This window comes from Ruegeria sp. BJ5, assembly GCF_056537865.1.
In genome coordinates, this window is sequence record NZ_JBQFSH010000001.1 from 107,159 (window position 1) to 121,317 (window position 14,159).

Annotated in this window: 12 protein-coding genes and 1 pseudogene; 5 read left to right on the top strand and 8 right to left on the bottom strand. The window is 59.4% G+C overall.

The window, feature by feature from the left end; all coding sequences use genetic code 11:
• Positions 1–180: 180 nt before the first annotated feature.
• From ACR0NY_RS00525 to ACR0NY_RS00540, 4 genes are read left to right on the top strand one after another with little or no spacing between them, the layout of a single operon-like run.
• Positions 181–939 carry an SDR family oxidoreductase gene (locus ACR0NY_RS00525; protein WP_093961720.1) on the top strand — a complete coding sequence of 253 codons (759 nt, stop codon included), beginning with the start codon at positions 181–183 and terminating at the stop codon, positions 937–939.
• Positions 936–2,732 (top strand): IlvD/Edd family dehydratase, encoded by a 1,797-nt coding sequence (locus tag ACR0NY_RS00530; protein ID WP_170368264.1) that lies wholly within the window; start codon positions 936–938, stop codon positions 2,730–2,732. Before ACR0NY_RS00525 ends, ACR0NY_RS00530 begins: the two co-directional genes overlap by 4 nt.
• Before the next feature lie 11 nt (positions 2,733–2,743).
• Positions 2,744–3,592, top strand: a complete 849-nt coding sequence (locus tag ACR0NY_RS00535) for a fumarylacetoacetate hydrolase family protein (RefSeq protein WP_093961722.1) — start codon at positions 2,744–2,746, stop codon at positions 3,590–3,592.
• Positions 3,585–4,508, top strand: coding sequence for a 2-hydroxyacid dehydrogenase (locus ACR0NY_RS00540; protein WP_170368265.1), 924 nt, complete (start codon positions 3,585–3,587; stop codon positions 4,506–4,508). Before ACR0NY_RS00535 ends, ACR0NY_RS00540 begins: the two co-directional genes overlap by 8 nt.
• Before the next feature lie 17 nt (positions 4,509–4,525).
• Here ACR0NY_RS00540 and ACR0NY_RS00545 read toward each other — a convergent pair whose 3' ends face one another.
• From ACR0NY_RS00545 to ACR0NY_RS00560, 4 genes are all read right to left on the bottom strand, one after another.
• On the bottom strand, positions 4,526–5,527 hold the full coding sequence (locus ACR0NY_RS00545; protein WP_367646339.1) for a HupE/UreJ family protein: 1,002 nt from the start codon (positions 5,525–5,527) through the stop codon (positions 4,526–4,528).
• Entirely contained in the window at positions 5,524–6,354 is an 831-nt protein-coding gene (locus tag ACR0NY_RS00550; RefSeq protein WP_170368266.1) for a peptidyl-prolyl cis-trans isomerase, read from the bottom strand. The genes ACR0NY_RS00545 and ACR0NY_RS00550 overlap by 4 nt, the downstream gene beginning before the upstream one ends.
• A gap of 150 nt (positions 6,355–6,504) precedes the next feature.
• On the bottom strand, positions 6,505–8,430 hold the full coding sequence (locus ACR0NY_RS00555) for a DUF3604 domain-containing protein (RefSeq protein ID WP_170368267.1): 1,926 nt from the start codon (positions 8,428–8,430) through the stop codon (positions 6,505–6,507).
• 194 nt (positions 8,431–8,624) lie between these two features.
• Positions 8,625–10,286: a Na/Pi cotransporter family protein gene (locus tag ACR0NY_RS00560; protein ID WP_170368268.1), complete on the bottom strand. Its 1,662-nt coding sequence runs from the start codon at positions 10,284–10,286 to the stop codon at positions 8,625–8,627.
• Positions 10,287–10,455: 169 nt separating this feature from the next.
• On the opposite strand from ACR0NY_RS00560, the gene ACR0NY_RS00565 reads away from it, so the two are divergent.
• Complete coding sequence (locus ACR0NY_RS00565; RefSeq protein WP_093961727.1) at positions 10,456–11,289, top strand: DeoR/GlpR family DNA-binding transcription regulator; 834 nt, start codon at positions 10,456–10,458, stop codon at positions 11,287–11,289.
• 138 nt (positions 11,290–11,427) lie between these two features.
• On the opposite strand, the gene ACR0NY_RS00570 is transcribed toward ACR0NY_RS00565, so the two are convergent.
• The 4 genes and pseudogenes from ACR0NY_RS00570 to ACR0NY_RS00585 form a co-directional block, all read right to left on the bottom strand.
• Entirely contained in the window at positions 11,428–12,405 is a 978-nt protein-coding gene (locus tag ACR0NY_RS00570; RefSeq protein ID WP_170368269.1) for an oxidoreductase, read from the bottom strand.
• 139 nt (positions 12,406–12,544) lie between these two features.
• Positions 12,545–12,661: pseudogene (locus ACR0NY_RS00575) on the bottom strand (hypothetical protein); the annotation flags it as partial.
• A gap of 12 nt (positions 12,662–12,673) precedes the next feature.
• Positions 12,674–13,426: an AraC family transcriptional regulator gene (locus tag ACR0NY_RS00580; RefSeq protein WP_170368270.1), complete on the bottom strand. Its 753-nt coding sequence runs from the start codon at positions 13,424–13,426 to the stop codon at positions 12,674–12,676.
• A gap of 256 nt (positions 13,427–13,682) precedes the next feature.
• Positions 13,683–14,111, bottom strand: a complete 429-nt coding sequence (locus tag ACR0NY_RS00585) for an RrF2 family transcriptional regulator (protein ID WP_170368271.1) — start codon at positions 14,109–14,111, stop codon at positions 13,683–13,685.
• Positions 14,112–14,159: the final 48 nt, after the last annotated feature.

Genomic DNA, 14,159 nt, shown 5'->3' on the forward strand with positions numbered 1-14,159 from the left:
CTTCGGGCCGCACCACGCATGGTTATAGCCAAACCAAAATCTCTGTCATACGCTAACGGCATCAAGTTCCTGCGCCAAAGCCTGTTGCGTTTCCACGCAGAATTTTTTGGTGCTGCCCGGTCGCACTCGGGCCCGGGGTCGTTGTGTTTGGTCGCAAGTAGTGAAAGGTAAATTTTACATATGTCAGAAAGACTTGTGGGGAAGCGCGTCCTTGTGACGGCCGCCGGACAGGGTATCGGGCGTGCCAGCGCAATCGCAATGGCGCGCGAAGGGGCGCAGGTGTTTGCGACGGATATCAACCTCGAAAACCTTTCTTCGATTCGGTCCGAGAATCTCGAAAATATCGAAATTTTCGAGATGAACGTCACCGATGACACCAGCGTCGCTCAGGGGGTTGAGCGGGCAAATCCGGACGTGTTGTTCAACTGTGCGGGCTTCGTGCATCACGGGACCATCCTGGACGCCACCGATGAAGAGTGGGATTTTGCGATGGACCTCAACGTGCGGTCCATGATGCGCACAACGAAGGCTGTGCTGCCGGGGATGGTCGAACGGGGCGGCGGCTCGATCATCAACATGTCTTCCGCTCTGGGGTCGATCATCGGCGCGCCCAACCGCTTTGTCTATGGTGTGACTAAAGCAGCGGTCGTCGGGCTGACGAAATCGGTTGCTGTTGATTTCATCACAAAGGGCATTCGTTGCAACTGCATTTGCCCCGGAACGGTCGACAGCCCCAGTTGGCGCGATCGGGTCGAGGCCTTGGCCCAAGAGCTGGGCAGCAGGGAAGAGGCCATGGCGCAGTTCGTGGCTCGCCAACCCATGGGCCGCGTCGCCAAGGCGGAAGAAATAGCGGCACTGGTCGTCTACCTGGCAAGCGATGAGAGTGCTTTCACCACAGGACATACACACATAATCGATGGGGGGTGGTCAGGCCAATGACGAAGATAACAAAGGACGATCTGCGGTCGCGGAAATGGTTCATGAACTCGGAGAACCTCGAGATGACCGCGCTGTATCTGGAACGGTATCTCAACTACGGCCTGACGCGCGCCGAGCTTCAGTCCGGCAAGCCAATCATCGGCATTGCGCAAACGGGTAGCGATCTCAGCCCGTGCAACCGCCACCACCTGGAATTGTCCAAACGTGTGCGTGACGGGATCATCGCGGCCGGTGGCACGTGCATCGAAATTCCGGTGCACCCGATTCAGGAAACGGGTAAGCGGCCGACTGCCTCGCTGGATCGCAATCTGGCCTATCTTTCGCTGGTCGAGAGCTTGTTTGGTTACCCGATCGACGGCGTGGTGCTGAACATCGGTTGCGACAAGACCACGCCGGCGCTGTTGATGGCGGCCGCCACCGTCAATATCCCGGCAATCGCTCTGTCCGTCGGCCCGATGTTGAACGGCTGGTGGAAGGGCGAGCGCGCAGGGTCGGGAACCGTGATCTGGAAGGCTCGGGAAGACCTTGCTGCCGGTGAAATCGACACTGATGAGTTCATGGAGATTGCAGCGGCTTCCGCGCCTTCGGTTGGCTATTGCAACACGATGGGAACGGCGACCACGATGAATTCGCTGGCCGAAGCCTTGGGAATGCAACTGCCCGGGGCCGCCGCGATACCGGCCCCGTACCGGGAGCGCGGGCAGATCAGCTATGAAACCGGAAAGCGCATCGTCGAGATGGTGTGGGAGGATCTGCGCCCAAGCGATGTCATGACGCGGGCGGCATTCGAAAATGCGATCGTCATCAACTCGGCGATCGGTGGATCGACGAACGCGCCGATCCATTTGAACGCGATCGCCCGGCACCTTGGCGTTCCTCTCAACAACGATGACTGGCAAAGCCTGGGTCACGACGTGCCGCTGCTGGTCAACATGCAGCCGGCCGGGAAATACCTAGGAGAGGACTACCAGCGCGCCGGCGGTGTCCCTGCCGTGGTCGGTGAGTTGATTGATGCCGGATTGCTGCCCAACCCCGATGCACTGACGGTCAACGGCCAGTCGATGGGCGAGAACTGCGGGACACGCCGGTCGCTGAACGACGACGTGATCAAGCCGGTTAGGAATCCGGTCAAGCATCAGGCCGGGTTCATCAATCTTTCGGGCAACCTGTTCGAAAGCGCGATCATGAAGACATCGGTGATCTCGTCCGCTTTCCGCGATGCCTACCTGTCGAACCCGGATGACCCCAATGCATTCGAGGGCCGAGCGGTCGTGTTTGACGGGCCTGAAGACTTTCATCACCGCATCGATGATCCGGCAGAAAACATCGACGCAGACTGTATCCTGATCATGCGCGGCGCAGGGCCCAAAGGTTACCCGGGCGCGGCCGAGGTAGTGAACATGCGGCCGCCCTCATACCTGTTGAAACAGGGGATCGAAGCGCTGCCCTGCATCGGTGATGGGCGCCAGTCCGGCACTTCCGGAAGCCCGTCGATCCTGAACGCCTCGCCCGAGGCGGCCGAAGGCGGCGGGCTGGCGCTGGTGCGAAACGGCGACCGGTTGCGCATCGATCTGGGCAAAGGGACGGCGGATATGCTTGTTCCGCTGGAGGAGCTGCATGAACGTGCCCGCGAACTGGAAGCCGCAGGTGGCTACTCGGTCCCACCCGACCAGTCACCCTGGCAGGAGATCTTCCGCGAGAAGGTCGATCGTCTGGATCGCGGCATGACGCTGAAGGGCGCCGACAAATTCAGGGACATCGCGCGGCAATTCCTGCCGCGGGACAATCACTAAAAGGAACCGAAATGAAACTTGTTCGCTACGGAGCCGCAGGGTCGGAAAAGCCTGCGTTGGTCGACTCAGCGGGTCAATTGCGGGATTTGTCCGCCCATGTCACCGATATCACCGGTGAAACGCTGGGCGACGCCGTGCTGGACAGGCTGCGCGCAATTGATCCCGAAAGCCTGCCGATTGTTGAAGGGGATCCGCGGATCGGAGCTTGCGTCGGCAAGATCGGCAAATTTCTGTGCATCGGACTGAACTACTCGGACCATGCTGCCGAAACGGGCGCGGATATTCCCAAGCATCCGATCCTGTTCTTCAAGGCAAATTCCGCCATCGTGGGGCCTTATGATGACGTTGTGATGCCGCGCGGGTCCACCCATACCGATTGGGAATGCGAGTTGGGTGTGGTGATCGGCAAAACGGCGAAATACGTCTCCAAGGCTGATGCTTTGGACTATGTCGCCGGTTATTGCATCGTCAATGATGTGTCCGAGCGGCATTTCCAGACGCAACTGACCGGACAATGGACCAAGGGCAAGTCCTGCGACACGTTCGGTCCGACCGGTCCGTGGTTGGTCACCCGCGACGAGGTTCCCGATCCTCAGGCGCTGGGCATGTCCCTGGATGTGAACGGTCAGCGGATGCAGACTGGAAACACGGCGACGATGATCTTTACCGTTGCCGAGATCATCGAGCATCTGAGCCAGTTGTTCACCCTTCATCCCGGTGACGTGATTTCGACGGGCACACCGCCCGGGGTCGGCATGGGTATCAAGCCCGATCCGGTCTATTTGAAGAAGGGCGACGTGATGGAACTGAGGATCGACGGGCTGGGCACGCAGCGGCAGAAGGTCAGTCAGGATGACTGAGCTGTTGCAGATCGGCGGGATTACCGACCGGATGAAAGATCGGCTGTCCACTGCATTTGATATTCGCCAGTTGGACGATTTTGATGCCGCGCGCATCACACATGTGGTCACGAACGGACATGACGGCGTGCCGCCCGACCTGATGGCCCAACTGACAAATCTGAAGATGATCAGCGTCTATGGGGTGGGATATGATGCAGTCGATGCAACGGCTGCTGCAGCCCGTGGAGTTGTCGTAACGCACACCCCGAATGTGCTGAACAACGAGGTCGCAACCACCGCCGTTCTGCTTATGCTGGCCTGCTACCGAGAACTTGTGCGCGACCATGAATACGTCCGATCGGGACGATGGGAAACAGAAGGCAATGCCCCTTTGACCCGATCAGCCGACAATCAAAAGGTTGGAATTCTGGGCCTTGGCCGTATCGGCCAGGCGATTGCTGACAAACTGACGCCGTGGTCGCCCGAAATCTCCTATCACACCCGCAGTCCCAAGGATGTGCCATACCGGTATTTCGACAATCTGGTCGACATGGCCAAACACGTGGATATGCTGATTTGCATAACACCGGGCGGGCCGTCGACCAACAAGCTGGTCAATGCCGAAGTGATGCGGGCGTTGGGGGCCGGGGGCACGCTGATCAATGTCAGCCGAGGATCCGTTGTTGACGAGGCGGCTCTGATTGAGGCGCTGCAAAGCGGTGAGCTTGGCTGGGCAGGGCTGGATGTTTTCGAGGACGAGCCCCGCGTTTCACAGGCGTTGCGCGAGTTGCCAAACGTGGTTCTGTTGCCGCATGCGGGCAGTGCTACTGTCGAAACGCGTGCCGCCATGGGTGATCTGACGGTGGACAATCTGTTGCAGCATCTCAAGGACGGATCGGTTCTGACCGCCGTGCCGGAATGCAAAGATCTGTGAATTGACCGCTTAGGCGCTCAGAACCCGTTGACCCGCTCGATCAGCCAATAGAGCGATATGCACCCGATGGCATAGCCTGTCACCGGGGTGGCCAAGTGGGTCACCCAATCGGCGTTCCGTGGCGCGATAAGGCGCCACATCGCAATCAGAAGTGCGAGCACTGCGATAAAGGCAAGCTGACCAGCCTCGACGCCGATGTTGAAAGCCAGCAGTGCTGCGGGGATCTCTTGCGAGGGCAGGCCGATTTCAGCCAGAGCACCGGCAAAGCCGAGCCCGTGCAGAAGGCCGAAACTGAAGCAAACGATCCACGGGTATTGCTCGGATAACCGCAGTTCGCCCTCTTTGTGCCTCAGGATTTCCAAAGCAAGGAATACGATGGACAATGCAATGACGGCTTCGACGGGGCCGGCGGGCACGTTGAGAAACCCAAGCGTCGCCATTGCCAGCGTCAGCGAATGCGCGACTGTGAAGGCGGTGATCGCACCGACCAACCGCCATGGGTTCCGCACCAGAACAAAAAGCGCAAAGACGAACAACAGGTGGTCCCAGCCTCCCAGAATGTGTTCGAAACCAAGCAGGAAGTAGCTGCCAAAAACCGACCAGATCGTAGGCTCCGCAGGGACCGTCAATTCGGCCTCATCAGGCGTAAATCTGAGCGTCACGGGTTCAGCATTCAGCGGTCGAACGCGCAGCAAGACATCGTTCTGCTGGCGCTCCAGCCCGTCTATGGCCACAACATGGCCCGCGATTTCGGCATCACATTCTGCAATCCAAGAAGACACCCAGGCCTGGTTTTCCGCTGTTGGCGCCGGGCCATGTGCCGGCGCGCAATGGTCGGGCAGAACCGCATCGATCTCCATGGGTTGTCCGTTCACATCGGGAACACGCCAAAGGATTCTCCAGGTGCCCGGCGCCAGTTCGTTCAGGTCCAGATAGCCGGGGTCAAGCGCGTGTGCTCGGCTGGATTGTGGAACCATGCCCAGCCAGAAAGCCAGCAGAACAAAGAAGACCGTCTTCACGAGCCGCCCTCAGCGGATTCGGGTGTCTCGACCCGGTACCGGGCGGCCAGGCTTTCGTATTGAGCTTGCGCCAGATCCTGAGCCGTCGCCCTACGCCAATCGTTCAGAACGGAATCGTAGATCTCCGCGAGCGGTGGGAGGTAGCCGGGCTTTGCCTCGGTCACGCGGACAAGATGCTGTCCGTATCCCGAGTTGATCGGGCCGATCCAGATCATCGGCTCGCTCCCGTCAAGCTGAGACGCGATCCCGCGCCCAAAGGTTGTGTCGATTGCGCCCGCGGCTGTCAGTGGCATCGACCGCGCCAGCAAGGACGAAACACCAAGGCTGGACCAATCCGCGCCACCGTTCAAAGCTTGCAGAGTGTCATCGACAACGTCCGGGTCTGGGGCATCACCCAGATAGATCTGATCAAACGCGATCATAGGGGGGGTCGTGAAGCGGTCTGCGTTCTGGGCCAGATGCTCTTGCAGAACAGCGTCTTCGGGGGCGACCGAGGACGCAATTGCGGTGGTCAGAAACTCCATTTTTTGGGCAAGGCGGGCCCGGATCACCTGATCACCACGGTCCAAACCCAGCTTTCGGGCCTCGCGCACAAGAATTTCTTCGCGGGTCCAGGAATCGATCAGGGCCTGCAACTCGGCGTCGGTGGGTTGACGTTTCCAGCTGGCCTCGAACCGTGTTTTCAAAAGCGCGATGTCGTCGCCGTCAATTGTGATCGTTTCGGCCTCTTCCGGGGGCTCGGCCTCGTCGGATACAAGATAGAACCAGCTGAAAATGGCCAGCCCGATCAGAATGAAGTGGAACAGCGGTTCTTTGTAAAAGCGCATGAAAGATCTGACCTGCTGGCAATTCGATACCCGATCGTTGATCCCAACGGCCCGTCATGTCAAATCGCCGATTTCAACTTGGGGTGAAGATGTTGCTGCAACGACCCCGGCCCAAGGGCGCGATCCCGCGCCCCCGGTTTCGGTCTTGGTTCATTCGCTGGCAGGCGTGTACCAGATTGGTGACGAATACGCCCGTTCCTGATGGATCAACTGGGCCTCGGCGGGCAGATCGATTCCAAAACGAAGCTTGTCGTACAGCACCCAGCGCGGGGTCGGGATCTCCAGAACCCGCACATAGTAGAATGCCCGTGCGTCGAGATCGAAGTCGGGATCCGTCCAAACGGTCACCAATTCCGACGCGCCGATCGAGTTGCTCCAGCTGGCGGTGTCCAGATCGACGGTATTGCCGACTTCGGGAAGGTTGCCATTGGCATCCAGCGCGCGATCGTCGGACCAGGCTACGTTATAGACCTTTTCCTGAAGCGCGCCGTCGGCATCCAGCCAGCCCTTGACGACCTGAACTCGATCGAGGTTTGCACCGACGGGGTCGCGCAGCGCGCCGATCAGGAAAGTCGGTGCGCCTTCACCCTCGGGCGGACGCAGGTCACCGCCCATCGGCACGCCTTTGGTGTATCCCACATCAGCCACAAGACGCGTCAGCAGGTCGGTCTCATCGAAATCCCATCCGCCGAAGAAACGAAGCCCGATGCGAGGCCCGGTCGTGGCGTAAGTCTCGCGTCGCTTGAACGCGTCGAAAATGGCCGAGCGCGTATTCTCGGACGCCCAGACTGCGGTATAGCCCGATGCGACCAGCGTATGCCCCTCAAAGGCGCCCAGATCGCTTTCGACAAAGGGGTGCAAAACGCGTGTGGCCGACGGCTCGGCACTTACGGATTTGCCGAAATAGTTGTCTTCCTCGGCCGTGGCCAGCGACGTATGGCTGTCCGTCGCGCCGCCCATCCCGAACTTGTAGGGGTTCACGCCGAATTTTTCTTCAAGCATCAGCCCGCGCTTCAGCGCCTCGCGCGCATATTCGCCGGCCAGCATGTCATCAGTTTTCAGCTCGGAGATATCGAGGTTCCCGACATCCCAGTTTTCATAGTCGGCAAATGGGTCGTCAGGGCTGAGATAGGGATGGGCTTCGCCGTCACCCTTGATCTGGGTGACCTCGTAATGCGGTTCCCACTTGGCGCGGTTCTGTACGTATTCCTCATCCACCTTACCGCCGTGATAGGTGTCTTCGGTCGGGAACATCCAGCCGTTCGACAGATTGCCATTATGCGCGAAGGCAACGGCACGGCCTCCGGTCTTGGCCTGGTACTCCTCGAGCCACGCATAGAGTGCCTTCGGATCCGTGTTCCCATAGGGCGGCTGCGTGACCGGCGGAACCATCTGCAGCGCACGGATCGGGCCATCGCGCAGCATGACGTTTCGATGCAGGTTGAATCCCTTGGGCACCGAGGTCCACTCGAAACCGATGAACGCTGTGAAATTGCCCGGGTCGTTGTGCCGTTCTGCGGCCATCACGATATGTTCCCAGGTAAACGCAAAGGCGTCCGCTCCGGGGCTGTATGATTCAAGCAGGTCTTCCGGCAGGGTCATCTGCGAGAAATTGGAAATGATGTCGAACGCCGCTTTGGCAGCTTCGTCCCCGCCCGCAGAGTATCCTTCGTACCATTCCAGACCCTTGGGATGTGCCAAGACCCCTGGATTTCCGGCCTGCAGGTCCGGGGCAAACCCCATCAGGTCCGTGTGATCCGTAAGAACCATCCAATCCAGTGGGCGCGCAAGCCGAACCGGCTGTCCGGTCGACGAGATGACCTGTTGGCCTTTCGCAAATCGCCAGGCGTCATCCGGCAGCAGCGTGTTCCCAAACGTTCCGGCATCCAGTGACAACCCAGTGTGCAGGTGCGTGTCCCCCCAAAAAGGGCGCTCCGGGAATGTTCGGTTGGCATAGGGCGAGAACGGACGCTCGGCAAAGGTTCCCTCTGCGGCTTCCTTGGTCGGCACAGCGTCGGCGAGAACGCCTGCCGGGCCGAGTGTCAGTAGCATTGAGCAGACGTAGAGTCGCAGCATGAGAACCTCCCAATTCAACAGCTTCGAATTCAAAGAAACGGCTTTATGTCATAACATTCTGATATGACGATAACATGCGAGTGGGGCCGACTGTCAATTCTGCCGGGTTCGGGAAGCCAGAAAGCCTTGTACTCACAGAAGGGCGGGAGCCTTCGCCGCCGGTCCTTAGAAGTACGATCCGAAGAGTGCTGTGACTAAGGTGCGTCCGAGATTATGCGCGGTTTGGCCAGGCGGCTTTCCAGAAGATCGCCCGTCTCCTCGGCGATCGGGTAGGCGACAAAGGCCAGCGCCGCGTTGATTTGCTTCAATAGGCGCAACGTCTCCTGGTGGATATTGGTTGTCTCGATGCTGGCCGGACCCCGACTTTGCAGGCGCTTCAGGTGTCGCTCCTGCAGGTATTGTTCCTCGATCCGGATGCGATCCTTTTCGGCCACCAATTGGCGGGCCGCCTCAGCGTCGCCGGTGGTCAGGATGCTCAGAGCCAACTGGCCGTTCGTTGTGATCTGATCGTGGAATTGTTCAATGTCGGTCAGACCTTCCTTGGAAAAGGTGATGCCCTCGTCAGCCATTTTCTTCGCCAGCGCCACAAGGTTGACTGCGATCCGGTCGGCGGCCTCTTCAAGGTTGTTGGCCATCGACACCAGCTCGAGTGTCTTTTTCTTCTGCTGAGGTGTCAGATCGCCTTCCCGCAGGCGCGAGACGTAGATTTTGATGTCAAAATGCATGCGGTCGACATCGTTCTCCCGCAGTTCGATGGTGCGGGCAAGTTCGGGGTCCCAGTTCCGGAACAGGTGAATGGTCGGCACCAGCATCGCCTGAACCGTTTCCGCCATGCGCAGCAGTTCGCGCTGTGCGCAGGCCAGCGCCAGAGGCACGTGGTCCAAAGCACTGGGGTCCAATGCAGTCACGTTGTCGGCGGTGATGCTGGAATGGCGGGGAACGAACGCGTCGGCCAATCGGATCAACAGGTTGGTGAACGGCAGCGCAACGACCAGAAGCGCGACATTCATCGCAATGTGCAGCATCACTACCTGTTGACCGGGCGCCGTGCCGAACGCGGATATGTTCAGCACGCCGGTCAGCAGCAGGGCCAGCGCCACCAAAGTGACACAGGTCCGAGCCACCAGGTTGGCCAGGACGACCAACTTGGCCGGGCGCTCCTGCGACCAGAGCAGGGCGAATGAGATCACGGCTCCACCGAGATTGGCACCGATGACCAGTGCGGCGGCCACCGTGCCGCCGACCAGCGCTGACGCCGCGAATGTTGCAAAGGTCAGCACTGCGGCAAGGCTGGAATGCATGAGCCACGCCAGAATTGCGCCGACCACATAGGCGCTGATCAAGTCGCTTTGAAAATACGCTGCAATGCTTTGAACGATTGGGCTGGCCCCGATTGGCACTGTGGCTTCGCGGATCATTCCAAGTGACAACAGTACCAGGGCAAAACCAATGGTGATGCGCCCGATTTGTTTCGTCCGCCGTCGTCCGGCTTTCAAAAACACCACGACCCCGACCAGCAATGCGAATGGCATCACCGCCTGGACGGGCAAGGTCAGTACCTTTGCCATCAGGGCGGATCCCACCTCTGCCCCCAGCAGCAGCGCAAGGGCTGAGGGTGGGGCCAGCATGCCCGATACCGCGAATCCGGCTCCGATCAATGCAACCGCAGTCGAGCTTTGCATCAGCATCGCTGCCATACCGCCGCCCAATGCAGCGGACACTCGATTTTCAGACAGAATTTTCAGGCCGCGTTTCAACTCGGGCAGGAACGCTCGTTCCACTCCGGTCCGGATCAACCGGACAGACCACAAAAGCAGGGCGACCCCGGCCGCCAGATGGGTGGCCAGCACGATCATGCGTTCGATTTCTTGTTTGCGCTGCGCCGTTGCATGGCCAACATTCCGCCTTCCACAATGGGGTGAGTCCGACGATTTTCATCACCAGTTTGAGGGCAATGCAACAAAATATTTGCAAAAATGAGGTAAACGCCACAAAAGTTGATTATCGCCTAGCCGGGTCAATAAGATGTCAAAGGCCAAAACACGTCAGAAACACAGCAAGAAAGGGCGGGATCGGCTGAAAAAGTCCGATCGTCGCCAACGTATCCTGCTTGAGCTCAAGCTGCGCCCACACGTGCGCATCAGTGATCTGGCCCGCAGTTTCGACGTATCCACCGAGACCGTCCGCAGGGATTTTGACGCGCTGGCCGAAGACGGCCTGATTGCGCGTGCGCACGGTGGAGCGTCGGCGCCGGTGCAAGGGCATTATCTCAGTCTGGACGAGCGCAATGCGGCCAGGGTTGCCGAACGCGAGCGGATCGGAAACGCCGCCGCTGGCCTTGTGCGTGAAGGTGAGACGGTCATGATCGACTCGGGCTCGACAACCGCTCAACTGGCGCGCTCATTGGCATTTCGCGACATACGTTGCACTGTCATCACGAATTCGATTCCGGTGGCCGTGACACTGGGCGGCAGCGCGGCCGAGGTTATTGTTTGCCCCGGTGCTTATCTTGCCGCCGAGGCTGCCGTCGTTGGTTACGAAACGCTGGAGTTTCTGGGCCGGTTCAATGTCGATCGATGCATGATCGGCGCTTCGGGGTTGTCCGAGGATGGACCCAGCGAACCGATCGGTGATATCGCCGCCGTCAAACGTGCGATGCTGGGCCGTTCTGCGGAACACCATCTTCTGCTTGATGCCCAGAAGTTCAATCACAAGCAGTTGCACAAAGTGTGCGAACTGTCGGATTTGGACACGTTGATCGTCGACACGGTCCCGCCAAGCCAGTTGGCCGTGGCGCTGGGCGTGTCAGATGTCGAACTGTTGATCGCCGATCCAGCGCCCGAGCAGGCTCTGGCCTGAACCGTTGGGTTACAGCCCAAGCCAAGACCCGCAGCGCAGAGGGCTAGGGGGCGAAATTGTGGTCTGAAACCCTGGCGCTGTCTTAATCCCTGAAAAGCGCAGTCCGGCCGGGATCATCCCGACCGGATTGCGTGGCTATCAGGCGTTTTGCAGTAGCCGTTCGCTGATCTCCCACAGCTTTTCAGCCGATGCGTCATCGCAGGCATGTGCGTTGATCCCGAAATATCGGGCCGTCGGGCTGTTGGGGTCGGTTGGGGCTGCAATGTCAGCGTCCTCGCAATAAACCCCGGGTTTGCCAACCAGCTTTGGCGACGTCGCCGCCCAAACCGTTGTTGACGCGCCCTGTTCGGGCGTCTTGAAACCCTCCTTGGCCAATTCGGACGGCTCGCCATCCTCGTTCAGCCAACCCAGTGCGATCATCTCTTCCTTCGGCAGGTGCCGTTGCAGAGGGGTGAAGATCCCACCGGGATGTACCGAAAACGCCAACCCTCCGGTCTCTGCCAAACGGCGGGACAGGGCGTTGGCAAACAACGCATTTGCGGTCTTTGCTTGCCCATAGGCCTGCCATTTGTCGTAGTCCGTCTTTTCGAACTGGATATCATCCCAATGCACGTCACAAATCTTGTGCGCGGTTGAGGAGAGAGCCACGACCCGCGCGCCCGGTGTTTGCTCCAAAAGCGGCAGCAGTAACTTGGTCAGGGCAAAGTGGCCCATGTGGCAGATACCGAATTGGGATTCCCAACCGGGTCCAACACGGGCCTCGGGGCACGCCATGATCCCGGCGTTGTTGATCAGCAGATCCAGGTTTTGCAGGTCGCTGGATACCGTTTCGGCAAACCGTCGGACTGATCCCAGATCCGCCAGGTCCATCGGTGCGGTTCTGACATTGCCATCCACGCTCGCCAGGCTCTCTTGCGCTTTGGCTTCCGAGCGTACGGGAACGATCACCGCGGCCCCCTTGTCGGCAAGGGCGCGGACGGTTTCGAGGCCAATACCGCTGTAGCCACCGGTTACGATTGCGGTCTTTCCGGTCAGGTCGATATCGGCCAGCACTTCGGCCGCCGTGCTTTTTGCGTGAAATCCTGAATTTGTAGGAACTTGGTCGGGAACTGCCATCAGGTATCCTTGCGATTTCGGGGGCAACATCGCCCGGTTGCATCATGGATGAACCTAACCTGTCCGCCTCGGGTGGGACACAGGGCTTCCTCCTCAACTCTTGCTCGATTCTCCGAAATCCAAGAGCAAAGCGTGCAGCTCAGGTCACGTGATCCCGGGTCAGTTCTCGGGGCGGAAAGCCAAATTTCTTGGCGAACTCACGGCTGAATTGGGCCGGGCTTTCATACCCAACTGCATGTGCAACACTCGATACAGGCGTTCCCGTCTGCTAAAGCAGTTGGAAGGCCTCGGTCAGGCGTAGGTCTTTCTGGAACTGCAGCGGACTGTTGGCCGTCACCCGTTTGAAGGCGTCATAGAATACCGACGCGCTCATGCCCGAGATCGCGGCAAGGTCCGAGGCTTTGATCGTCGAGCGGTACTCTTTGCGGATATGCGCGATTGCCTTGGCGACCTGGTTGGCCTTGCTGTCCGCGCGGATGATACGGCGCAGCGCGCGCCCTTTGTCGCTGCGCAGAACCCGGAAATAAACCTCGCGGACGGCGGCGGCCCCCAGCGTTTGCTCTGCGATCGGATCTCGGCGCAGACGGAATAGACGTGCAAATGAATCAATGACTTCCACATCGGCCTGACCGCTTTCCAGGGCCGGACCAGCATCGTCCAGCGAGGTGCCGCCCATGTCGGTGTAGACGCCCCGCAATACGCGCATGTCGATGCCGAGATACAGGGCGATGTAGGGGTTTTCGGGCGAGGCATCCACAAGGCCCGAGACCATTGGCAGGGCGCTTCCCACGACAATGACGTCCCCTGCGTCATAGCGGACATGCTCGGTTCCGTACTGCACCGACTTGCTGCCCTGAAGCACAAGCCCGATCATGGGCTCAACGACCGAGCATGACGGGCGTTTGGAATGGCGCGTCTGCGCCAATACCATGTTCCGCACACCACAGGGCCAGAAGCCGTCATCCAGCTGGGCCTCGGTAATCAGTGCCTTGGCGTCGTCAAGGAGTCTCTGCAGTTCCAATGGGATCTCTCCGGCCAGTCCGCCAAGACTACAACCTGCATTTATCCGCACAAGAGTTTCGGGTTGTTATTCGGAGGATCAGGCAAGTCCGCCGGAGAAACGGCTAGCTGAATTTCCAGAGGCGTGCAGTTGACCGTCGCTGCCGAGATTGGGGGGGCATCTGATCTGACCGATCTAAGCACCAACGTAACCGTGTTCGCAGCCTGATTGGTTCTGAGAGAGCCCGGGCGAATTGTCGGAAGGGGCAGGCCAGCTGCTATTCTGCCGCCGAAACCTCCCACGGCGGACGATAGATGCAATCAGCCAGTGTTGCCTGGTTCAAGTCGTCAAAAAACGCCTGCTCGGCTTGCTTCAGCCGGTCTTTCAAAAGGCAGCTTGGAGTCAGAGTGCACGCACTGCCATCGGCCGAGAAACACTCAACGATTGGTTGCCCGGTCTCCAGAGCGCTCACTACGTCGCCCAAGCGGATGTCCGACGCCGGGCGAGACAGGACGGCCCCGCCGCCACCGCCCCGCCGCGTTTTGAGGTATCCGGCATTGGCCAGTGCTGAAATGACCTTGGCGAGATGGGCGCGTGACACCTTGAATTCATCCGCAAGTTCGCCAGTTGAAAACGGGCGGTCCGGGCTGCCAGCCAGCCGCATCAGAATGCGGAGACCATAGTCAGTGAATGAGGTGAGGCGCATGGTCGCGTTTTCCAATCGGTATTTTCTATGCGTATTAGCAAAACAGAA